Source organism: Arthrobacter sp. B2060 (assembly GCF_059090445.1).
Window position 1 is genome coordinate 191,581 of the sequence record NZ_JBNHFR010000005.1, and the last position, 22,534, is coordinate 214,114.

Annotated in this window: 20 protein-coding genes; 16 read left to right on the forward strand and 4 right to left on the reverse strand. The window is 65.4% G+C overall.

Going from position 1 to position 22,534, the window contains the following annotated elements; all coding sequences use genetic code 11:
• Window positions 1-49 precede the first annotated feature (49 nt).
• Window positions 50-769 carry a hypothetical protein gene (locus AC5RUM_RS11360; RefSeq protein WP_494035021.1) on the forward strand — a complete coding sequence of 240 codons (720 nt, stop codon included), beginning with the start codon at window positions 50-52 and terminating at the stop codon, window positions 767-769.
• 8 nt (window positions 770-777) lie between these two features.
• Here the strand turns inward: AC5RUM_RS11360 and AC5RUM_RS11365 are convergent, their stop codons facing one another.
• A complete protein-coding gene (locus AC5RUM_RS11365; RefSeq protein ID WP_494035022.1) occupies window positions 778-1,194 on the reverse strand; it encodes a hypothetical protein in 417 nt (138 codons plus the stop codon).
• 90 nt (window positions 1,195-1,284) lie between these two features.
• Between AC5RUM_RS11365 and AC5RUM_RS11370 the strand changes: the two genes are divergently transcribed.
• The gene (locus AC5RUM_RS11370) at window positions 1,285-1,959 is read left to right on the forward strand and encodes a helix-turn-helix transcriptional regulator (protein ID WP_494035023.1); all 675 of its coding nucleotides are present in this window, start codon (window positions 1,285-1,287) and stop codon (window positions 1,957-1,959) included.
• 38 nt (window positions 1,960-1,997) lie between these two features.
• Window positions 1,998-3,227 carry a cysteine desulfurase family protein gene (locus tag AC5RUM_RS11375; protein WP_494035024.1) on the forward strand — a complete coding sequence of 410 codons (1,230 nt, stop codon included), beginning with the start codon at window positions 1,998-2,000 and terminating at the stop codon, window positions 3,225-3,227.
• On the opposite strand, the gene AC5RUM_RS11380 is transcribed toward AC5RUM_RS11375, so the two are convergent.
• Window positions 3,206-4,459, reverse strand: coding sequence for an NAD(P)/FAD-dependent oxidoreductase (locus tag AC5RUM_RS11380; protein ID WP_494035025.1), 1,254 nt, complete (start codon window positions 4,457-4,459; stop codon window positions 3,206-3,208). The genes AC5RUM_RS11375 and AC5RUM_RS11380 overlap by 22 nt on opposite strands.
• Window positions 4,460-4,679: 220 nt before the next feature.
• Here AC5RUM_RS11380 and mnmA point away from each other — a divergent pair, with 220 nt between their 5' ends.
• The 5 genes from mnmA to AC5RUM_RS11405 all read left to right on the forward strand — a co-directional run bounded on the left by mnmA (window position 4,680) and on the right by AC5RUM_RS11405 (window position 11,642).
• Window positions 4,680-5,822, forward strand: a complete 1,143-nt coding sequence (gene mnmA, locus AC5RUM_RS11385; protein WP_494035026.1) for a tRNA 2-thiouridine(34) synthase MnmA — start codon at window positions 4,680-4,682, stop codon at window positions 5,820-5,822.
• 241 nt (window positions 5,823-6,063) lie between these two features.
• A complete protein-coding gene (locus AC5RUM_RS11390) occupies window positions 6,064-7,695 on the forward strand; it encodes an ABC transporter substrate-binding protein (protein WP_494035027.1) in 1,632 nt (543 codons plus the stop codon).
• Window positions 7,696-7,817: 122 nt separating this feature from the next.
• Entirely contained in the window at window positions 7,818-8,909 is a 1,092-nt protein-coding gene (locus AC5RUM_RS11395) for an ABC transporter permease (protein WP_494035028.1), read from the forward strand.
• A gap of 7 nt (window positions 8,910-8,916) precedes the next feature.
• Window positions 8,917-9,936 (forward strand): ABC transporter permease, encoded by a 1,020-nt coding sequence (locus AC5RUM_RS11400; protein WP_494035029.1) that lies wholly within the window; start codon window positions 8,917-8,919, stop codon window positions 9,934-9,936.
• Window positions 9,933-11,642 carry an ABC transporter ATP-binding protein gene (locus AC5RUM_RS11405; protein WP_494035030.1) on the forward strand — a complete coding sequence of 570 codons (1,710 nt, stop codon included), beginning with the start codon at window positions 9,933-9,935 and terminating at the stop codon, window positions 11,640-11,642. The genes AC5RUM_RS11400 and AC5RUM_RS11405 overlap by 4 nt, the downstream gene beginning before the upstream one ends.
• Before the next feature lie 25 nt (window positions 11,643-11,667).
• Here the strand turns inward: AC5RUM_RS11405 and AC5RUM_RS11410 are convergent, their stop codons facing one another.
• Window positions 11,668-12,327: an NADPH-dependent F420 reductase gene (locus tag AC5RUM_RS11410; protein ID WP_494035031.1), complete on the reverse strand. Its 660-nt coding sequence runs from the start codon at window positions 12,325-12,327 to the stop codon at window positions 11,668-11,670.
• 113 nt (window positions 12,328-12,440) lie between these two features.
• Between AC5RUM_RS11410 and AC5RUM_RS11415 the strand changes: the two genes are divergently transcribed.
• Both AC5RUM_RS11415 and AC5RUM_RS11420 read left to right on the forward strand, forming a co-directional pair.
• Window positions 12,441-12,893 (forward strand): chorismate mutase, encoded by a 453-nt coding sequence (locus AC5RUM_RS11415; RefSeq protein WP_494035032.1) that lies wholly within the window; start codon window positions 12,441-12,443, stop codon window positions 12,891-12,893.
• 3 nt (window positions 12,894-12,896) lie between these two features.
• A complete protein-coding gene (locus AC5RUM_RS11420) occupies window positions 12,897-13,940 on the forward strand; it encodes a uroporphyrinogen decarboxylase/cobalamine-independent methonine synthase family protein (RefSeq protein WP_494035033.1) in 1,044 nt (347 codons plus the stop codon).
• Window positions 13,941-13,999: 59 nt separating this feature from the next.
• On the opposite strand, the gene AC5RUM_RS11425 is transcribed toward AC5RUM_RS11420, so the two are convergent.
• Window positions 14,000-14,746, reverse strand: coding sequence for a DUF4166 domain-containing protein (locus tag AC5RUM_RS11425; protein WP_494035034.1), 747 nt, complete (start codon window positions 14,744-14,746; stop codon window positions 14,000-14,002).
• Window positions 14,747-14,857: 111 nt separating this feature from the next.
• On the opposite strand from AC5RUM_RS11425, the gene mtrA reads away from it, so the two are divergent.
• The 6 genes from mtrA to AC5RUM_RS11455 all read left to right on the forward strand — a co-directional run bounded on the left by mtrA (window position 14,858) and on the right by AC5RUM_RS11455 (window position 22,524).
• On the forward strand, window positions 14,858-15,532 hold the full coding sequence (gene mtrA, locus AC5RUM_RS11430) for an MtrAB system response regulator MtrA (protein WP_494035035.1): 675 nt from the start codon (window positions 14,858-14,860) through the stop codon (window positions 15,530-15,532).
• A complete protein-coding gene (gene mtrB / locus AC5RUM_RS11435; RefSeq protein WP_494035036.1) occupies window positions 15,504-17,600 on the forward strand; it encodes an MtrAB system histidine kinase MtrB in 2,097 nt (698 codons plus the stop codon). The genes mtrA and mtrB overlap by 29 nt, the downstream gene beginning before the upstream one ends.
• Window positions 17,597-19,312: an LpqB family beta-propeller domain-containing protein gene (locus AC5RUM_RS11440; RefSeq protein ID WP_494035037.1), complete on the forward strand. Its 1,716-nt coding sequence runs from the start codon at window positions 17,597-17,599 to the stop codon at window positions 19,310-19,312. Before mtrB ends, AC5RUM_RS11440 begins: the two co-directional genes overlap by 4 nt.
• 130 nt (window positions 19,313-19,442) lie before the next feature.
• Window positions 19,443-20,399: a ComF family protein gene (locus tag AC5RUM_RS11445; protein WP_494035038.1), complete on the forward strand. Its 957-nt coding sequence runs from the start codon at window positions 19,443-19,445 to the stop codon at window positions 20,397-20,399.
• 143 nt (window positions 20,400-20,542) lie between these two features.
• Window positions 20,543-21,268 carry a ribosome hibernation-promoting factor, HPF/YfiA family gene (hpf, locus tag AC5RUM_RS11450; protein WP_494035039.1) on the forward strand — a complete coding sequence of 242 codons (726 nt, stop codon included), beginning with the start codon at window positions 20,543-20,545 and terminating at the stop codon, window positions 21,266-21,268.
• Between the two features lie 29 nt (window positions 21,269-21,297).
• The gene (locus AC5RUM_RS11455; protein ID WP_494035040.1) at window positions 21,298-22,524 is read left to right on the forward strand and encodes a winged helix-turn-helix domain-containing protein; all 1,227 of its coding nucleotides are present in this window, start codon (window positions 21,298-21,300) and stop codon (window positions 22,522-22,524) included.
• Window positions 22,525-22,534 lie beyond the last annotated feature (10 nt).

Consider the following 22,534-nt stretch of genomic DNA (forward strand, 5'->3'; position numbering starts at 1 on the left):
CCCGGGCTTCTGCCGGACGCCCATTCGCGGAGGAAATTGTGAGGTGTTGATGGCCGGGCTTAGCGATCCGCGCCGCAGTGGCCCGGCGGGCGGGCGGTCCGTCCAGAGGGGACTGGCGCTTTCCACGCGGGCAGTGCTGGCCGCGGTGGCCGCCACTGTGCTGGGCGCCTGCAGCGTGGGGGTCCCCGATCCCGGTGCCCGGGAGACTGCGCCTGCCAGCCGGCAGCCGGCCGCCCCCACCGTTACACCCGGTCACGACGCCGCCGCCGTCGCCGCGCGCAGCATGCCGTTTTCCGCCGGCTCCACGTTGGCCCGTGGCGTTCCCGTGCAGGTGTCGGAGGGCCTGGCGGAAGCGCCTGGCTGGCGGCGGACCGGGACCCCGGCCGGAGGCGCCAGCGAGTACAGGAAATCCGACGGCTGCCTGGCTGCGGCCAAGGTCCGGACCAACCAGTGGCCGCTTGTGGCAGGCAACGACCGGGAATCGACGGAAAGGCTTTTCGCCTATCTTGATCCCACCATCCTGCCGAAGTATTTGAAGGCGGACGTCCTGCGCTGGGGCGGGGAGGCTGGCAAGCCGGGACCGACCGTTGATGTGCTGGTCTTTGAGCGTGCGGCCCTGCCCAGGGGCAGGGCCGCCATGCTTGCCAGGGTCTTCGGCCAGGCGGGTTCATCCGTTTTCGTCACGCTTGCATGCCCATCGGCTCCCGCTCTCGCCGCCGCCCGGGCGGATGTTGGACGCTGGCTGGCGGTTGAGCCGCCTGCTGAGTAGCTGCCGGGCTACTTTCCCGAGGCCACGGCAAGCCGGTTCAGGGCGACTGCACCCACGAAGAGGCCGAAGTCGCGCAGGGCAACGTCATAGAAGTTGCCCAGGATGAGCAGGTTCACGATGATCCCCAACAGCCAGGCTGCCACCACGAGCGAGCCGATCCGGGGACGGAATGCGACCAGCAGCCCTGCGAGGACTTCTACGACCCCCACGGCATACATGAAGGTCTGCCCAGACACCGGGATTACCGACGTCGCAACAGGAGCGAGATAGATCGTCCAGTCGGTGAGCAGGTTGAGGAATTTGTCCAGGCCAAAGAGGATCGGTGCCACGGTGAAGACGGTTCGGAGCAGCAGGAATGCTTGGCGAGCCGGCTCCTGCACCAACGTTCCGGTGGGGGCCTTTCCGATCAATGCTGATGTTTTCATGACACTCTCCTTCTAAAAGTAGGTAGTTTGATTTTAGATCTCCTGAGACGGTTTAGCAATGAATCTTGTTTTTAGAGATACGCTGGAGTCATGACCCGTGAATCAAATACGAAGCTGTCGTGGGGGGAGCGGTTGGCTGCGCTCGCGTCGCTGGGGGATGCGACCCGGCGGCGCCTCTTCGAGTACGTCGCCTCGGCGCCCTCGGCCGTGGGCCGTGACGATGCCGCAGGAGCTCTGGATCTCCCGCGAAGCACGGCGTCCTTCCACCTTGACCGCTTGGTGCGCGATGGTCTCCTCGCCGTCGAATTCAGGAAGCTCGGTGCCAAGGGCGGACCTGGCTCCGGCCGCCCGGCCAAGCTGTACCGTCCCGCACTTGCGGAAGTGGGTGCGTCCGTCCCGGACCGGAGTTACGATCTCGCGGCGGAACTCCTGGCGTCAGCGATCGAGTCGTCGATGTCGGGGGGTGCTTCCGTCCGCGAGGCTCTCCTCGCCACGGCATACTCCCGCGGGCAGGCTGCCGCGGGCGGGGGAGGGCCACTGGAGCAACTGCTAACCCAGGTCGGATACCGCCCCGCTCCCGATGGGCAGGGAGGAATCGTCCTCTTGAACTGTCCGTTCCATCGGTTGGCTGAGGGCCACACGGACGTGGTGTGCGCGATGAACGGCGCTTTTCTCAGCGGCGCCGCTTCCGCCTGCGGCGTGCCCGAAGAGAAGGTGCAAGAGGACCGGTCCGCCGGGCGCTGCTGCGCCAGGATCAGGCCATAACGCCGGGCCGTGCCATGCCCCGCAGGTAGAATTAACCCGTGCCTGCCTACCTGGATCATGCCGCCACCACACCCATAGCCGCCGAGGCGTTGGCCGCGCTGACCCGCGAGCTGGCCCGGACCGGAAACCCGTCATCGCTGCATGGAGCGGGACGACGGGCCCGCCGCTCCGTGGAGGACGCCCGGGAAATCATTGCCGCAGCCGCAGGCGCCCATCCGTCGGAGGTCATCTTTACCTCGGGCGGAACCGAGGCCGACAACCTCGCCGTCAAGGGACTTTACTGGTCCAGGCGCGCCGAAGACCCGGCGCGACGGCGGATCCTCTGCTCCGCCGTCGAGCATCACGCCGTTATGGACACAGTCGAGTGGCTGGAGCGGCACGAAAGTGCCGACGTCACCTGGCTGCCCGTGGACTCGAACGGGGTGCTGGACCTCGGCGTCCTTGAAGCCGAACTCCGCCGTGATCCTCAGTCGATCGCCCTCGTGACCGTCATGTGGGCAAACAACGAGGTGGGCACCATTCAGCCGGTGCGGCGAATCGTCGAGCTGTCGCACCGTGCAGGGGTCCCTGTCCATTCCGATGCCGTTCAGGCGTTCGGTTCCATTCCCGTGGATTTCAAGGAGTCCGGCCTGGACGCCATGTCCATCTCCGGCCACAAGATCGGCGGACCGGTGGGGGTTGGCGCCCTGCTTCTGGGACGGGCGGTGAAACTCACGCCTGTTCAGCATGGCGGCGGTCAGGAGCGGGACGTCCGCTCCGGCACCCTGGATACGGCCTCCATCGCGGCATTTGCCGCCGCCGCCCAGGCCGCAACGAGGAACCTGGCCGCGGAGTCCGTGCGGATCACCGGGTTGAGGGACCGGCTGATTGCAGGCGTCCGCGACGCCGTCCCTGCAGCCGTCCTGCGCGGGGCGCCCGGGCCGGGCAGGCTGCCCGGAAACGCACACTTCACCTTCCCGGGCTGCGAAGGCGACTCACTGCTTTTCCTGCTGGACCTTGCCGGCGTCGAATCATCCACCGGCTCGGCCTGCACCGCGGGTGTGCCCCGCCCCTCCCATGTGCTGCTTGCCATGGGGCTGGACGAAGCAACTGCCCGCGGCGCCCAGCGGTTCACGCTTGGCCATCCCTCGACCGAAGCGGACGTGGACGCGCTCCTGGCCGCGCTGCCTGATGCCTACGCCCGCGCCCGGCAGGCCGGCATGGCCGGCCATGAATCATCGATCCAGACGGCCGGCACCGTGGCGCGTCAGGCGTCCGGCATCAGCTGATCAAAGGGCACCGCCGGGTCGGACAGGGCTGCAGCGGGCACGGCCGAGCGGGCCGAGATAAGGGCCTTGATGGTCTTCTGTGCGCTCGGCTTGCTGGAGCGGGGCCAGTTGACGCTCATTCCGGCCACTACCCGTCCCTGCTGCTGCCAGAAGGCGACAAATTCCTTCGATTCGAGGGACCCGCGGATGACCGGCGCGACACCTGCCGTGAGTGCGGGAAAGCCGGAATACTCCATGCTGACGTCGTACTGGTCCGTGTAGAAGTACGGGATGGCGTCCAGGACGGCGTCCTGGCCGAGCATGGCTTTGCCCGCCACCTTGCCGCCGTTCAGGGCGTTGGCCCAGTGCTCGCTGCGGTCAGGTTCTCCCGTGAACGGGTGCAGGGCGTTTGCAACGTCACCGGCAGCGAAGATGTCCGGTGCGCTCGTCCTCAGCGAGGCGTCGGTGAGGATTCCGTTCCGGAGCTCCAGGCCGGCCGCGCCGGCCAAGGCCGTATCGGGCACCACGCCCACGGCGATTACCACGATGTCCGCGGGCAGCTGCTCGCCGGAATCGGTGAGGACCCCGGTGGCCTTGCCCGCATGGCCGGTGATCTCGCGCGCAGAGGAAGGCAGCAGGAACCGCACGCCGTTGCCTTCATGCAGGGCCCGGAAGAAGCGGCCAAGGTCGGGCCCAATGGCACTTGCGAGCGGCACCTCCTCCCGTCCCAGGAGGGTGACCTGGTTTCCGTAGCTGCTGGCCGCGGCCGCCAGCTCCATGCCAATCCAGCCGGATCCGATCATGACCACATTGCGGCCCCCGTCCGAGAGCTGCTCCCGCAGGCGCCGGCTGTCGTCGAGCGTCCGGAATGTGGTGACGCCGTCGAGTCCGCTGCCGGGCAGTTTGAGGGGCCGCGGGAGTGCGCCGGTGGCTAGCAGCAGGGCGTCGTAGCCCTCGGAATTGCCGTCGGCGTAGCGGACAGCGTGTCCGGCAGGGTCCACCTCGGTCACCGGAACGCCCAGTCGGAGCGTGACGTTGTTTTCCGTGTACCAGTTCTCCGGCACGACCTCCACGGCATCCTCGGCGGCCTTGCCGAGCAGATACTCCTTGGACAGGGGCGGTCTGATGTAGGGGTGGTGCGATTCCGCTCCAGCGATGGTGATCCGGCCGAGGAATCCTTCGGTGCGCAGCGTGCGTGCTGCTGTGGCCCCGGCCAGTCCCGCGCCAGCAATAACGATGCTCTCAGGGGACATTGTCCGCTCGATTCGTCAGGCAGGCCAAGCGGTCTGCACTCTAAAACCAGTTCTTTTGACGTTAGAAGAGTGCGGCGCGGCCGTCAAGGCAATTTAAGTCAGATTCCACCGGGCGATAGAATAGTGACGCAGGCAGTGCAACTTCAGGTTCGGTCGCCTGCTCCCACGGACCGGCGGGGATACCCTGCCGACACCACACACCAGCCCACAGAAAGCTTACATGCGAGTTCTAGCAGCCATGAGCGGCGGAGTTGACTCCGCCGTTGCCGCCGCCCGCGCCGTCGAGGCTGGGCACGACGTCGTCGGGGTTCACCTGGCGCTGTCCCGCATGCCCGGCACCCTGCGCACGGGAAGCAGGGGCTGCTGCACCATCGAGGATTCCCGCGACGCCTGGCGCGCCTGCGACGTTCTGGGCATCCCGTACTACGTGTGGGACTTCTCCGAGCGGTTCAAGGAGGACGTGGTCCAAGACTTCATCGACGAATACGCCGCGGGCCGCACGCCGAATCCCTGCATGCGGTGCAATGAGCGCATCAAGTTCGCCGCCCTGCTGGAGAAGGCAATCGCCCTGGGTTTCGATGCCGTGTGCACGGGGCATTACGCGAAGGTGATCAACGACGCCGACGGAAACCCGGAGCTGCACCGCGCCGCTGACTGGGCAAAGGACCAGAGCTACGTCCTCGGGGTGCTGACACATGAGCAGCTCAAGCACTCGATGTTCCCGCTCGCGGACACTCCGTCCAAGGCCGAAGTGCGGGCAGAAGCCGAACGGCGCGGGCTGTCCGTGGCAAACAAGCCGGACAGCCATGACATCTGCTTCATCCCGGACGGCGACACAGCCGGCTGGCTGGCGGAGAAGATCGAGATGACCACCGGGGATATCGTGGACGAGACCGGATCCAAGGTAGGCGAGCACCCCGGGGCCAACGCGTTCACCGTGGGGCAGCGCCGCGGCCTGAAGCTCGGACGGCCGGCTGCCGACGGCAAGCCCAGGTTCGTCCTCGAAATCCGGCCCAAGGAGAACAAGGTGGTGGTCGGGCCGGAGGCTCTCCTGGCCATCGACGAGATCCGCGGCATCAAGGTCTCCTGGGCGGGGCTGCCCATCGGCGAGGTGGGCACAGGCGCCGACTTCGACTGCCACGCGCAGGTCCGTGCGCACGGCGACCCCGTGCCCGCACGTGCCCGGGTTGAGCGCGCTGCTGATGACAGCGGCGTGGAACGGGACAGCCTCGTGGTGACGCTGACGGATCCCCTGAGGGGCGTTGCGCCCGGTCAGACAGTGGTGCTGTACCAGGGCAGCCGGGTCCTTGGCCAGGCCACCATCGATGCCGCCCGCTCGCTGCAGCGCGCTGAACTGAAGTAGCCAATCTTGACGTAGCCAAACCCGATTTTCGGACCACAGGACGGCCGGCGGATTTTCCGCCGGCCGTCTTTCGTACCCGCGAGTAGGTTTTGAGTCTGGCTATGGTAAATTTTGTGTCTCATCTCACAAGATGCATCGTTTCACCGGGCAACCGTCTGATTCAATCAAGGCATCAGGCCAACGCGCCGCCCGCACCAATCCTGCAGGCTCCGCGTGTCTTCATCGAACAGAAAGTTCACAGATGGCAATGAACAACAAGGCCGTGCGGAGCGCTATCGCGCTCGCAGGCGTGTCCGCTTTCGCACTGACTGCCTGCACGGGCCCCTCGGGTGGTGGCACATCCACCGGCGAGGCTGGCGGCGGCACCATCACCTACGGCACTACCGACAAAGTCGTCACCCTCGATCCGGCCGGCTCCTACGATGCCGGATCCTTCATGGTGATGAACCAGATCTACCCGTTCCTCCTGAATGCCAAGCCGGGAAGCGCCGATGCATCCCCTGATATCGCCGAATCGGCCTCCTTCACGAGCCCCACGGAATACACCGTCAAGCTCAAGCCGGATCTCAAGTTCGCCAACGGCCACGCCCTCACGTCCTCGGACGTCAAATTCTCCATCGACCGGGTGGTCAAGATCGCCGACCCAAATGGGCCCGCTTCCCTCCTGGGGAATCTGAAGTCTGTTGCGGCCACGGATGATTCCACAGTGGTCTTCACGCTCAAGGCAGGCAACGACCAGGTCTTCCCGGGCGTTCTCGCCGCCAACTCCGGACCGATCGTCGACGAAGAAGTCTTTCCGGCGGACAAGGTGATGGGCGATGACGAGATCGTCAAGGCCAGGCCGTTCGCTGGCCAGTACACCATCGAGAGCTACAAGAAGAACGAACTCGTCAGCCTCAAGGCCAACCCGGACTACAAGGGCCTGCTGGGCAAGCCCGCAAACGACGGCGCCAACATCAAGTACTATGCCGACTCGAACAACCTGAAGCTGGACGTGCAACAGGGCAACATCGACGTTGCCGGCCGTAGTCTCACGGCTACGGACGCGGCCGACCTGGAAAAGGACTCCAAGGTCAAGGTACACAAGGGCCCGGGCGGGGAGCTGCGCTATATCGTGTTCAATTTCGACACCATGCCCTTCGGTGCCAAGACCGCCGATGCCGATCCCAAGAAGGCCCTCGCGGTGCGCCAGGCCATGGCGCACATCGTAGATCGTGAAGCCATTGCCACACAGGTCTACAAGGGCACCTACCTGCCGGCCTATTCGGTTGTGCCGGAAGGATTCGCCGGAGCGGTCCAGCCGCTGAAGGAGATGTACGGGGACGGCACCGGAAAGCCCAGCCTGGACAAGGCCAAGCAGGTTTTGGCCGATGCGGGGATTCCGGGCACCGTCAACATCAAGCTCCAGTACAACCCGGACCACTATGGCAAGTCCTCCGGAGACGAGTACGCCATGATCAAGGAACAGCTGGAGAAGTCCGGACTGTTCAAGGTTGACCTGCAGTCCACGGAGTGGGTCACGTACTCCAAGGCCCGCACGGCGGACGCCTACCCGGTGTACCAGTTGGGCTGGTTCCCCGACTACTCCGACGCCGACAACTACCTCACCCCGTTCTTCGTACCGGGCAACTTCCTCAAGAACCACTATGAGAACCCGGCTGTCACGGATCTGGTGAAGAAGCAGCTCACCACTGTGGACAAGGCCGAACGCGAAAAGATCCTCGGTGAAGCCCAGACGGCTGTGGCCAGGGACCTCTCCACTCTGCCGCTCCTCCAAGGCGCCCAGCTGATGGTTGCCGGGGCTGACGTCAAGGGCGTCGAGCAGACGCTCGATGCGTCCTTCAAGACCCGCCTCGGCGTGATCTCCAAGTAGGTCCGTCCCTTCGGGATTCAGTCAACCAGCGAGGCGGGACGCCAATCCGGTGTCCCGCCTTGCAGCCACTGCACACATGGCCGCCCGGCCGGCGGCCACAGAGGCTCACGACCTAGGGAAGTATGACAACTCTCATTGAGGCGCCGCCCAGCGACGCCGACGGACTGCTGCCGTCAAAAAAGAAAACTGCCGGCGGGGGACTCGGGCAGTACATGATGATCAGGTTCCTCCTGATCATCCCCACGATTTTCATCCTGGTCACCATGGTGTTCTTCCTGATGCGGATCACCGGCGATCCCATCACGGCGGCACTGGGTGGCCGGCTGCCTCCGGACCAACTGCAGGAGCGCATTTCCGCCGCGGGCTATGACCGTCCCCTCGCCATCCAGTATTTTGAGTATCTTGGCCAGCTCGCCACAGGCAATTTCGGAACCACGCTCTCGGACAACCGCCGGGTCACTGAGATGCTGGCCACCTATGGTTCGGCCACACTGGAACTGACCATCAACGCGCTCGTTGTCGCGCTGCTCGTCGGCATTCCTCTGGGCATGGTTGCTGCGCATCGCCGGGACCACGCCCCCGACGCGGTGCTGCGCGTCTTCGCCATCCTCTGCTATGCAACCCCGGTGTTCTTTGCGGGGCTGCTGCTCAAGCTCACTTTTTCGGTGTGGCTTGGCTGGCTTCCGGTGGCAGGGCGTGCCAAGACATCCAGTGAACTGGCCCTCACCGGGCTGCAGGCGCCCACCGGGATCTACTGGCTGGACGCCATACGCAGCGGGAACATGGCCGCCTTGGCTGACGTCATGGCCCATGCAGTCCTGCCAGCCGTCGCCCTGGGCCTGCTGACGGCAGGCATCTTCCTGCGGCTCGTCCGCACCAACGTGATAGGCACGCTCAGCAAGGACTATATCGAAGCCGGGCGGTCGCGCGGCGTCAGCGAATACCGGCTCGTCACCAGGCACGCCTTCAAGCCTGCCCTCATCCCGATCATCACGGTGATGGGGCTGCAGATCGCCGTGCTCCTTGGAGGCGCGGTGCTCACGGAAACCACCTTTGAATGGAAAGGCCTGGGGTTCCAGCTGGTCAACTACCTGACAGCCCGGGATTTTGTGGCGGTACAGGGCATCGTGGTGCTCCTGGCCGTCATCGTGGCCGTCACCAATTTCATCGTGGACGTTGTGGCCGCGCTCATCGATCCCCGCGTGAGGTACTGAGATGGGCATGAATCCTTCCGTGCAAGCCACCGTTGACCGCAGGGCTCCCCTGATCAAGAGGCTTCCCGTCATTTCGCACTACAACAAGAGCGTGGGACTGCAGCGCGGCATGCTCGTCACTGGTCTCGTCCTGACCGGAGCTTTCCTCCTGACAGCCCTCTTCGCTCCGCTTATCGCTCCTTACGGCTACTCGCAGCTGTCCGACGCCGCCGGCAGTTTTCCTGCGCAGCAGGCACCCGGCGGGAAGCATTTCCTCGGCACGACTGTCGGCGGCTACGACGTCTTTTCCCGTGTTGTGTGGGGCTCCCAGACCGCTGTGCTCGTCATCGTGGTGGCCGTGGTCCTGTCCATCTTTGCCGGCGTCATCCTGGGCCTGGTGAGCGGTTACCTCGGCGGCTGGCTGGACCGCGTCCTCGTGGTTGTCGCGGACGCCATCTACGCGTTTCCGTCGCTGCTCGTGGCCATCGTCATGGCCATCGTCATCAGCGGCGGCCAGTCGAGCCTGTTCGGCGGCGTGCTCGCGGCGGCCATCTCCATCACGGTGGTGTTCATTCCGCAGTACTTCCGTGTCATCAGGGCGGAAACCATCCGGCTCAAGGCGGAGCCCTTCGTCGAGTCTGCCAAGGTGGTGGGTGCTTCCAACATCCGCATCATGGGCAGGCACATCTACCGGAATGCCACGCGGACCTTGCCCCTGATTTTCACGCTCAACGCCTCCGAAGCGATCCTGACGCTGGCGGGGCTTGGCTTCCTGGGTTTCGGCATCGAGCCCAGCTCGGCCGCTGAATGGGGTTTCGACCTGAAACAGGCGCTCGCGGACACGACCTCCGGCATCTGGTGGACCGGCGTGTTCCCCGGCCTCGCGATCGTCTGGACGGTGCTGGGCCTCACGCTCGTCGGGGAGAGCATCAATGACCTGAACGATCCCCGCCTGCGCGGCCGCAGGAAGGCAGCTTCCGGGACCGGCGGCCGGGACTCGACCGCAGGCGCCCAGGCGGCCCTGCAAGCAGAATCGAGAGTACTTTGACCATCAACCTGGATCCCTTTACGGACCAACCCAAGCCGGCGGGGCGGCCCGTCCTCGACATTGACAACCTCAAGGTCACGTTCGCCACCGACGCCGGCGACGTCCATGCGGTCAAGGACGTCAGCCTCGAGGTCAGGGCCGGTGAGGTACTCGCCATCGTCGGTGAATCCGGCTCCGGCAAGACCGTCACCGCAAAAGCGATCCTCGGCCTGTTGCCGGAGACTGCCACGAGCGGCGGCGCCGTGCTGATCAACGGCAACAACGTCATCAGCGTCAGCGCCGCCACGCTTCGGCAGATCCGGGGACGCGACGTGGCGATGGTCTTCCAGGAACCGTCAACGGCGCTGAACCCAGTCTTCACTGTTGGCTGGCAGATCGCCGAGGGCATCCGTGCCCACGCGGCCGGCGGCAAACGTGTCTCCGCCAGGGAAGCGAAGGCCAGGGCCATCGACGCCCTCCGGAAGGTGGGGATCCCCGATCCGGAGCAACGCGTCAACTACTATCCCCACCAGTTCTCGGGCGGGCAGAAACAGCGCGTGGTCATCGCCGCGGCGCTTGCCCTGAACCCCGGCCTGATCGTGGCGGATGAGCCCACCACCGCACTGGACGTCACCGTTCAGGCGGAGATCCTGGAGCTTTTGAGGGATCTGCGGGACAAGTACGGGACGTCCATAGTGCTCATCACGCATAATATGGGCGTCGTGGCTGATCTGGCCGACCGCGTCGTGGTGATGTACCAGGGCGACGTCGTGGAGGAGGCACCGGCAAAGTCACTCTTCGCCGAACCCCGGCAGGACTACACCAAGAAGCTGCTGGCAGCCGTTCCCCACTTGGGCCGTCATTCGGCCTCGGAAGGGATGGTGGAGCGGGCCCGTCAGGGCGGGAAGATCCTGGTTGAGGCCAGCGGCCTGACCATCGAGTATCCCGGCCGCCTCGGCACTCCCGCCTTCAAGGCGGTGGACGGTGTCAGCTTCACTGTCTCTGAGGGGGAAGTTTTTGGTCTCGTGGGTGAGTCCGGCTCCGGCAAAACCACCATCGGCCGGGCCATCGCGGGCCTGAACCGCACTACCGGCGGCAGCCTGAACGTGCTGGGCTACGAAATGCTGCACCTCAAGGAGAGGACGTTCAAGCCGCTCCGCAAGGAAATCGGTTTCGTGTTCCAGGACCCCGCCGCATCCTTCAATCCCCAGCTGACCATCGGGGACTGTGTGGCGGAGCCGCTCATCATCCACGCAAACCCGACCCCCGCCCAGGCGCGCAGACGCGTAGGGGAGTTGCTCGAATCAGTCCAGTTGCCGGCGTCGTACGCCGACCGCTTTCCGCACGAGCTGTCCGGCGGACAGCGCCAAAGGGCGTCACTGGCCCGGGCACTGATCCTGAACCCCAAGCTGCTGATCGCGGACGAGCCGACGTCGGCCCTCGACGTTTCGGTGCAGGCGAAAGTCCTTGAGCTGTTCAAGGACATCCAGCAGGAGTTCGGGTTCGCGGCGCTGTTCATCAGCCATGACCTTGCCGTCGTGGACATGCTGTCGCACTGGGTGGGCGTGCTCTACAAGGGCAAGCTGGTGGAGCAGGGGATCGGCCACCAGGTGATGGGCGCACCGCGGCATGACTACACGAAGCGGCTCATCGCCTCGCTCCCGGTGCCGGATCCCGCCGAGCAGGCCAGGCGCAGGGAGGACCACCGGGCCCTGCTGGGTATCTAGCGGGTTCGTGCGGGTTCGTGCGGTCCTAAGCCGAAACCACCTTGATGTTGAACGGGTCCTTGTTGCCCTGGGTGAGGAAGATCCGCAGCCACAGCGGCAGCCACATCTCCATTCCGCGGGCGGCATCGAGCGATCCCAGGTCCCGGATGTGTTCCGGCCGCCAGCCGAATTCCGCGAGCAGCCCCTTCACCACAGCCTTGGCGTCCGCATCGTCGCCAGCCAGAAAGGCGTCGTGGTCGCCGCCGGCCAGCCGCTCCGGAGCCACCATGACGTCGGCGCGCATGGTGTTCAGGGCCTTGACCACCTTGGCGGTGGGAAAGGCCCGCTGGATGGCTTCCGCCAGGCTGTCTGTATTCGCGATGGAGAGCGACGGCGGGAAGCCCGCCGAATGATCGAGCGGATTTGCGACGTCGATCAGCACCTTGCCGTCGAGGTTCCTGGTGCTGGCGGCCGCCAACACGTCAAGGGACACCGTGCCCGGTGTTGCGTTGATCACCACCTCCCCGTCCGCAGCCGCATCGAAGAAGGTGGCGGCCCTGGCCAGCGGGCCGGCGCCGGCAGCCCATTGCGCGGCCGCCTCGTTCGTGGCCGTCCGGGACCCCATGGTGACGGCGTGCCCGACCTCCACGAGCTTTCCCGCCAGGGTCCTGCCCGCGACGCCCGTACCCAGCACTGCGATCCTCATGGTCACCCTCCGCCGTCGGTCTTTTCCGGAACACTTACATTGTCCGTCCGCTGTCGGCGCGTGCGGCAGCTTAACACCGGCGGACATTCCGGCCGTGCCCATAGACTGGAATCATGACCGAGCTAAACCATGATCTGCCTGACAGTGAGTCCTACAATCCCGCCGCAAGTTCGCTGGCCGGGCATGTGGATCCCGCGGTGATGGCGGAGCTGTTGTCGATCCGGTCCAGCATCGACAACATCGATGCGACCCTTGTTTATCTCCTGGCGGAACGCTTCAAAGCAACGCAGAAGGTGGGTTTCCTGAAGGCCACGCACAGGCTCCCTGCCGGGGACCCTGGCCGGGAAACGGCCCAGATCGCCCGGCTGCGGCGGCTCGCCGAGGATGCCCAGCTTGATCCTGCCTTCGCGGAAAAGTTCCTGAACTTCATCATCGGCGAGGTCATCCGCCACCACGAGGCCATCGCGGAGGACCACCACAACGGCGCCGGCAGGGGGCCCGGCAGTCAAAGTGGCGGCGGGCCGGCCAGCCCTGCCGCAGGACCGACCACGCAGCTCAGCGCCTAAGCCGTGACCGCAGCAGAAGAGGCGCAGCAGGGCCAGGTGACGGCCACGGCCCTGGGACCATGGCCCGGGCAGGATCCGCTGGAGGCCATACGCAGCATCCGCGGTGAACTCGGAGACCCCCACCTGCCGTACCTGGCCGAGCTGCCCGGCCGCGGAGTGGGCGCCGACGCCATAGGCCGCACCGCATCCCTCCTCGTTGAGATGGCTGTGGACGTGCAGCCGCACGGCTGGCGCCTGGTGGACCGTCCCGGGCGGGACCTGATCAGGGCTAAATCGGCGCTCTCCACTGACATCAACGTGCTCGCGGACGTTGCCGGGGAAGAAGACAGCCCGGCATCGGAATTCAAGGTGCAGCTGCGGGGTCCATTGAGCCTGGCCGCCGGACTGCACCTGCACAACGGTGAGCGGGCGTTGATTGACTACGGCGCCCGGCGCGATATCGCCGCTTCCCTCGCCGCCGGACTGGGGGAGCACCTGGCCCGCGTGGGGGGCGCCGTTCCCGGCGCCCGGCTGGTCGCGCAGGTCGACGAACCGGACATTGCTTCCGTGCTTGCCGGCACGATTCCAACAGCCAGCGGCTACCGGACCCTGCGTTCGGTTCCCGGGCAGGAAGTGTCCGAGCTTTGGCGCGTGGTGGTTGACGCCCTCCACGCTGCCGGCGCCGCCGAAGTCGTCATTTCGGTGCCCGAAATCGAGGCGCCCTTTGAGCGGATCCTCGCGGCCGGCGCCGACGGCATCGCCGTTCCCCTCAAAGCGCTCACGTCACGCCAGTGGGAGCAGCTGGCTGAGGCCGTAGAGGCTGGCAAACGGCTGTGGGCAGGTGCCCTGGCAGTGGACAACCCCGAGGCAGAGCTGGCCAAGGCGGGTGAGGCTGCCGACGCGGTGTGGCGTCCCTGGCGACAGCTCGGTCTGCCTGCCACAGAGCTGCGTACGCTCAGGATTACCCCCACAGGCGGGCTCGACGGGTTTACCCCCTCCGGCGCCACCGCGGTGCTCACGCGGCTGACCCACGTTGCCGACGCACTGAACCAGTTGGCGCTGGGCTGAGTACTGCCGGAACTGGCCCAGCAAGATTCACCGGGCACCGAAAGCGCTGAAGGGCAGCGTCAGCTCCGCTGTTCCCAGCGATCGGGGGCGGCGTACTCGGGGAGGAATCCCGGCGTCGAAGTGCCCTCCGCATACGACTCAAGCCGATAGTCAAAATGCCCGGCATAGACCAGTACCAATCCGATCTGCGGCTGGATCACTTTCACCTGGATGCGGTGACGGCCACGGTCCCCGTCTGATGGCTCCCACCACTGCTCGGCGTAGGCCTTTGCATCGAGTGAAGCGGGCAGCGGCAGTCGCACCGGGCCCAGGAACAGCCGGGACGCTTCGGAGACCCCACGGAGCCTGCCCTCAGGGGTGGCGCTCAGATTAAGGTCGGTGACCAGTCTGCGGTATCTGCCCACGTAGTCAACGAGCCTGGCGTGTCCGCCGGAGCCATCAGACCCTTCGGAAACACGGTGCGTCGCCGAAGACACACTGGTGGTGTCCTGAAAGATCCTGGTACGGCCGGGAAAGAAGATCTCCCGCCGGGCTGTCAGGCTGGAACGGCCGAACGGATCCAGATGGGCATGGTTTTCGATCCGGAACGGCACGCTTTCACCGTATTCAGGGAAAAATGCCTGTTCGCCTGCCGTCATCCGGAGCAGCGGCCGCAGCCAGGATTGCCGGCACCCGGCGACGTCAAAGGTGCCTTCGCCCACCCCATACATGCCTGAACCCGGTGCGAGCGAAAAGTACTCCTGGAGCTCAGGCTGCAACCGGGTGAACCCTGCTCCCATAGCCTGTTGGTAAATCGGCATGGTCATTTGGATCCTCCTGAAGGGCGTGGGCTGTCCTGCTGCATCCTAGCGGGCTGCCCGCCATGCCGAGAATGCCGTCAATAGGACAAAGCAAGGGCAATAAGGGAATATATAACTATGAAGGCACGCATTCTGGTAGTGGACGATGACGAGGCATTGGCTGAAATGATCGGCATTGTTTTGCGCAATGATGGTTTTGAGCCAGTCTTTTGCGCGGATGGCGGGCAGGCCTTGGATATCTTCCGCTCTTCAAAACCGGACCTTGTGCTGCTGGATTTGATGCTCCCCGGGACGGACGGCATCGAGGTCTGCCGCCAGATCCGGTCGGAGTCCGATGTTCCGATCGTCATGCTGACTGCCAAATCGGACACGTCCGACGTCGTCCGGGGGCTGGAATCCGGCGCCGACGACTACGTGCCGAAACCCTTCAAACCCGCCGAACTGGTCGCCCGCGTGCGGGCCAGGCTTCGCCCAGGCGATCAGAAGGCACCGGAGACGCTCCGGATTGCAGACGTAACCATCGACGTCGCGGGCCACGCCGTGAGCCGCGGCGGCGAGCGGATCTCACTGACACCGCTGGAGTTTGACCTTCTGGTCGCTCTGGCGCGCAAACCTTGGCAGGTTTTTACCCGTGAACTGCTGCTCGAGCAGGTCTGGGGCTACCGCCATGCAGCGGACACCCGGCTGGTCAATGTCCATGTCCAGCGACTGAGGTCGAAAATTGAACGTGATCCGGAAGCACCGGAAGTAGTATTGACGGTCCGTGGTGTCGGCTATAAAGCAGGTTCCTGAACCCCAGGGCCAGAATCCCTCCGAAGCCCCTAAAGGGCCGGCGGTCGGCGCCCCCATGCCGGGTGCGGCGGCGCCGGATCCAGCGCCCGATTCACAACAGGTAGACGTCCACACTGTCCCCGGCGGCCCGCGGGTGGTGCACGGCGTATCGCCCGGGACCGATGGCCCGCACGGGCCGGCCGCCCACCCTGCTCCGGAGCACACCGACGCCTTCTCGGGCGGATATGTCCGGCTGCCGCTGCGGGCGCGGATCTGGAGACGGCGCGCCCTGATCGTTTCACTGCGCGTCCTGCGGCTCGTGCGCACCGGCCTGGACAGGGTCTTTCCCGGCATCCGGTTCCTGCTGCACTCCGTCCAGCGCAGGTGGCGCCGTTCCCTGCAATTCAGGACGGTCCTGACCACCCTGCTGCTGTCCATAAGTTCCTTTGCGATCGTGGGGGCGTACCTGTCCAACCAGATCGCCAACAATCTCTTCCAGGAACGGCTGACGCAGGCGGAGTCAGAGACCCGGTACAACGTCAAGCAGGTGCAGGATACGTTCGATGGCGCCCAGGTCACCGATCAGTCCAGCGTCATCACCCTCGTCTACGACACCTTGAATGCGGTCGAAGGCAGGGGATCCGTAATCCAGCGGCGCTACGTCTTTGAAGCGATGCCCGAGCAAACCAAGCCCCGGAACCGCTGGGTCGAGTCCCGGGCTTCGGACCAGTTGACCGTCAGCGTCATTCCCAAGGAGCTCAGGGCCGCTGTCCAGGATTCCGGCAAAGACCAGTTCTGGGCGTCCATGGAGTTTCCCGTAGGCACCGAAGACCGTCCGGGCATCGCCGTCGGCAACAAGGTGACGTTCAACGGCACCGTCTACGAGCTCTACCTGATCTACGACCTGGACACGGCCCAGCAGACCCTGGACGAGATCCAAAACGTCCTGTGGGCCGGCGGCGCGGCACTGATCATCATGATTGGTGCTATTGCCTGGTACGTCACCCGGAATGTGGTCAGCCCCGTCAGCCATGCTGCTGTGGTGTCCGAAAAGCTCGCTGCCGGGCAGTTGCAGGAGCGGATGGTGGTCAAGGGCGAGGACGAAGTGGCCCGGCTCGGGGCATCCTTCAACCACATGGCCGCCAGCCTCCAAGAGCAGATCACCCAGCTCGCCACCCTCTCGCAGATGCAGCAGCGCTTCGTCTCCGACGTTTCCCACGAGCTGCGGACCCCGCTGACCACCGTGCGAATGGCAGCTGAGGTGCTGTACGACGCCCGTGACGATTTCGACCCCATTAACAAGAGGTCCGCGGAGCTGCTTTACAACCAGGTTGAACGCTTCCAGTCCCTGCTGGCTGACCTGCTCGAGATCTCCCGCTTTGACGCCGGCGTTGCCATGCTGGATGCGGAGCCCACGGACATCGTCCAGCTCGTGTCCCACGTCATGGAAGGCGCCGCGCCCGTGGCCGAGGAGTACGGTTCGGCCATGACGCTGAACGCCCCGGAGGGAAGCATCGTGGTGGAGATGGACGCCCGCCGGATTGACCGGATCCTCAGGAACCTCGTACTGAACGCTTTGGAACACGGTGAGGGGAGGCCCGTGAACATTTCGGTGGCGTCCAATGCGACGGCCGTTGCCATCACCGTCCGTGACCACGGAATAGGAATGAGCCCCGCCGAAGCAGCCAGGGTCTTCGACCGTTTCTGGCGCGCCGACCCTGCACGGGCGAGGACGACAGGAGGCAGCGGCCTGGGCCTGTCGATCGCCACCGAGGACACCAAGCTCCACAACGGGTGGCTCCAGGCCTGGGGAAACAAGGGCGTGGGCTCCAACTTCCGGCTGACCCTTCCCCTGAAACAGGGCGGCACGATCACAAAGTCACCGCTGCAGCTTGAACCTGCGGACGTAGCCCTTCCCGCTGCCGGCGACCGCACCGTCCTCGTTCTGGGGAACCAGGAAGCGGACGGGGCCACGCCGGCCCCGCATGAAACGGCAGAGCCTCGCGGAACCGAAGCTGCGCCTGAGGGCGACGTTGCATCGGAAAGTGACGTTGCACCGGAAACAGCCGCCACGGGGGAGAGATCATGAGAAGGCGGCCGGTGGTGGGACGCGCTGCGGCGGCGCTCATCGCCGTCGTACTTCTGTTGGTGGCCGCGTGCGCCCAGATTCCCCGGTCCGGGCCGGTGGGAAAGAGCACCGACGAGAGCGCGGGAAATCCCAATGCTCCGGTTTTCTTCCCCGTCGCGCCCCGCACGGGGTCCAGCCCTGAAGCCGTCATCGAGGATTTCTATCTGGCGGGCAGCGGCTATGAGGATGACTACGCCGTGGCGCGCCAGTACCTCACCCAGGCATCGTCCGTTGCGTGGAAGCCCGATCAGCGCACGCTGGTTTTCCGGTCCGAGCGGGTGGTCCGGACGGGCGTCGAGGGGGTTTTCAACTACGAACTGGATGTCGCGTATTCCGTGGATGCCGACGGCGTTGCCACCCAGATGCCGGAGGGCACCAAGGAGAGCATCCCCGTCACGCTGACCCAGGTGGACGGGGAGTGGCGGATATCCAAACTTCCGGACGGCACCGCCATTCCTGAAGAGACGTTCAAGGTGATCTACGGCGCCTATCCCATTTACTTCTACGACCCCACGTTCACCTACGCCGTGCCCGACGTGCGCTGGTTCATCAAGAAGAAGACCGTCAAGTCGATGACGAGCGCCCTGCTTGGTGGGCCGGCTCCGTATCTCAAGGGCGCCGTCGTCAGCGCGTTCCCGTCCGGGATGAAGCTGGCACGGGAATCCGTGCCGGTGGTTTCCGGAGCTGCCCAGGTGGATCTGTCCGCCAAGGAACTCACCGAAGCTTCTACGGAAGACAGGCTGAGGATGCAGACTCAGCTGGCCCTGACGTTCCGCAGCCAGCCCGATGTCATCAACGTGGAGCTTAGGGCCAACCAGGATCTGGTGCGTGTTGAGGACAACGGATCGGTGCTGCCGCCCGTGCAGAACAGAAATGTTCCGGCCCGCCAGATCGCCGTCAGCAACAACGAGCTGGTGCGCTATGAGAACAACAGAATTTCCCCGCTGCCCGACATGCAGTCCGTTGCGGGGCTGAAGCCGCGTGCGCCGGCTGAATCGCCCGTCTCACAGACGGTGGCATTTCTCGACAGCACCCGGAGCACTCTGTACTCCATGGTTCCGGGGCAGGCCCCGCGTGCCCTGATCACCCGGAGCACGCTCTCCCGCCCGTCCTTTAGCCTGCATGACTGGGTCTGGACCGCGGGGCCAGGTGCGCAGGGCGTCACCGAGGTCACCGCATTCCGCCCCACCGGGGTAGCGCAAGGAGCCACGGTGCCGGCCGTGACGCTGACCCCGTCTTGGCTGGCGGGACGCACTGTCAAGGATTTCCGCGTTTCCCGCGAGGGCGTGCGGGCGCTGGTTATTTCCGAACAGAACGGAGTGACCCGGGTCCAGGTGACCGGCATCATCCGCAGCGCCGACGGCACCCCGAAGGAGCTGACCTCGCCGATCACCCTGCAGTCGGGCGCCAGCCCGAACCAAGGAGTCTGGGTCACCGACACAACGGTAGCGGTGATGAAGGGCGCGGCCTCGGCGAACGTCGCCCCGGAACTGCTCTCCCTCACTTCCACCCAGCCGCAGAAGCTCGCGCCGTGGCGCGGCCTGGTAGCACTCAGCGCCGGCAACGGATCCGAGGAAATCTACGCCCAGTCCGCGGACGGCATCTTCCAAAGGCTGGGGAACGGCTGGTCGCCACAGCTGAAGGGGCCCTTGGATCCCTCATTCCCCGGCTGATTGCGCCTGGCTTTTTCGGCGGCGGCGTTTTCCACAGGGCGTTCTTTATAACGGCGTTTTCGCGGCGGCGTTTTCCACAGCGGCACGGGAGCCTCTTCCGCCGTCGCCGCGTCCGGGCGATGCTTGCTGCGTGGAGACCCGACACCCGCAACCCGTCCACGGCGCTGCCGGGGACCCTGACCTGCTGCCCCACCTGCTCAGACGGGCGAAGCACCGCAGTGAATACCGGCGGCGGCTGCTGCGGGCTGCGGACCTGTTGGCTGACGCAACGGCCGAGGTCATGGCGCTGGCAGTGCCCGTCGAGTGCGTGTGCTGCGGCAACGAAGACAAGGCCATTTGCTCCGGCTGTGAGCGGCAGGTCCGGTTGCTGACCCGGAGGCCGTTCCGGGCCGAGTCTGCAGCTCCCGCCCTGATGGGCACGGACGGCTCCGTCCTTCTGCCTGTGGTGGCGGCCGGCATCTACCGCGAGGAGCTGGCACAGTCTGTACTCTCCTTCAAACGCCATGGCCAGGGACCCCTGACCGCATCGCTGGGAAAGGCTCTGGGACGGGCGATCCTTGCCGCCGTGGGCACCGACCGGGACATCTGGCTGGTGCCTGTGCCCAGCAGCAGCGGTGCGTACCGGAAACGCGGATTCACGCCGGTACACCTCTTGGTCCGCTATCTCCGCCGCCACGGCATCCTGGGCGGCCTGGAGTGCCATGACGTCCTTCGGAAGATCAGGTCGCCCACGGTGGCCGCGGGTACGGCGACGTCCGGCGGACAGAAGGGGCTGAGCCGAGGGGCTCGGGCCGGGAGGGTGCGCGGCTCCATGCGGGTTGCCTGGAAGGCGGGGGAAAGGGGGCTGGCAGGGCGCCCGTGCATCATTGTCGACGACGTCCTCACCACCGGTGCGACGCTCGCGGAGGCCGCCCGGGCATTGCACCAGGCCGGGGCCGTGGTCCGCGGTGCCGTAGTCCTGGCAGCCACCCGCGCGCCCGACGCAGCAGCTCCGCAGCCCCTCCCCGGCTCCTCCCCGGCCCCTCCGGGGGCAGCCCCGCCGGCTACAGGAGTCATAGAAAAAAATAAAGGGCGAAAGGATGAATAACTCGTTGCTATGAACTAACGTCGGTTATGGGTACCAAGATCAGTTGTACCTTTCGATAGCGGCTCGGAAAGGGGCTCGACTGTCAGTCAGATCGTCCCCATGAAGTGCCGCTGTCGTGTCACCGAAGTCATTTGGAGGGCACCATGGAGTTCATGATTAGCGGACGAAATCTGACGGTCTCGGACCGATTCCGCGAATACGCCGGCGAGAAGATCTCTAAGATCGAATCGCTTGGGGACAAGGTCCAGCGGGTGGATGCGAAGGTTTCCAAGGAAACGAACGCACGCCAGACCGGCGACCAGCTCACAGTTGAAGTGACCGTCCTGGGCAGGGGCCCCGTAATCCGTGCCGAAGCAAGCGCCGCAGACAAGTTCGCCGCATTCGATCTCGCCTACAACAAGCTGCTGGAGCGGCTCCGCAGGGCGAAGGACCGCAAGAAGGTGCACCACGGGCGGCACACTCCCAAAGCCGTACGCGAGGCGACCGCATCCCTGGAGCCCGCCAGCACCAACCAGCCCATCTACGTCGAGGCGAGCAACCGCGACGAGCCTGCGCAGGAGCCGGCGGAGAAGTCGCGCTACGACGTCGACAATGACATTCCTGCCGGAGACTCTCCGGTTTTGATCCGCCGCAAGATCTTTCCGGCGGCGTCCCTCACGCTGGATGACGCCGTGGACAACATGGAACTTATCGGCCACGACTTTTACCTCTTCGTGGACAAGGCCACGAACGCGCCGTCAGTGGTGTACCGGCGCCGCGGCTGGACCTACGGCGTCATCACCCTGGACCACTACTGCGAGCCCGGCGAGAACACCCTGGAGGAGAAGATCCACGCGTACCGCTCCGACGATGCGGCCGCAACAGCCTAGGATAGTGCCCTCACAACGAAAGGGCTGACATGGTTGCAACGCTGAGCCTTTCACAGGCCCGGCGGATCGCCCTGGCAGCCCAGGGACTGGACAAAGGACGGCCCGCCGGCCCCGTGACTTCACGGACGGTGGGCCGGACCTTTGCCCGGATCCAACTGGTCCAAATCGACTCCGTCAATGTCCTGGCGCGGAGCCATTTCCTCCCCTTCTTCTCCAGGCTGGGCAATTACGACCGAACGATCCTGCAACAGATGGCGGGCAGGCATCCCCGGCGGATGCTCGAGTACTGGGCCCATGAGGCGAGTTTCATCCGGCCAGAGCATTTCCAGGACCTCGTGACGTGGCAGAACCGCACCTGGGTGGGAGCGTCAGCCATGGATCCAGCGCTGCGCTCAGGCGTGACGCGCCTCGTGCTGGACGCCCTGGCTGCCGGAAAACCCATGACCGCCGCCGAACTTACGGCGGCCATCGGCCATGTAGAGGACCGCAAACACGTGAACTGGGGATGGAACTGGAACGCGGTCAAGCGTGTCCTGGAACATCTGTTTGAAGAGGGCGTTGTCTCCTGCGCATCGAGGACCGACCAGTTCGAACGCCGGTACGCGCTAACGAGGCACGTCCTCCCGGCCCTGGACTTGGAGGCGCCTCAAGATCCCCAGTCGGCCATGGACAGGCTCATCGAGGCTGCGGCGCAGGCACACGGCATCGGGGCAGTGCGGTGCTTTGCCGACTATTTCAGGACACCGATGAAGGCGGCGGCTGTGTCTGTCCAACATCTTGTGGACAGCGGCAGGCTTGAGCCGGTCACTGTCCGCGGCTGGGAGCGGAAACTGTTCCGCCACGTCGAGGCCCGGCTGCCGCGGACCGCAACGGGCAGGGCACTGCTCAGCCCGTTCGACTCCCTGGTTTTCGAGCGCCGGAGGCTGGAGGAGCTCTTCGGGTTCCATTACCGGATCGAGATCTACACCCCTCAGTCGAAGCGCCGGTACGGTTATTACGTCCTGCCTTTTCTGCTGCGGGACCGAATCGTGGCCAGGGTTGACCTGAAGACCGACCGCGCGGGCGGCAGACTGCTGGCCAAGGCTTGCTTCGGCGAGCCGGACGCCCCGGCGGACACCGCCGTCGAACTCGCCGCGGAACTGCGGCTGATGGCCGACTGGCTTGGGCTCGCGGAGGTGGTTGTATCGCCGTCAGGGGACCTTGCCGCGGCGGTGGGCGCAGCCATCAGCGGCGCCGACAGCAGGTATCCGCTCTGAGGGAACAGGG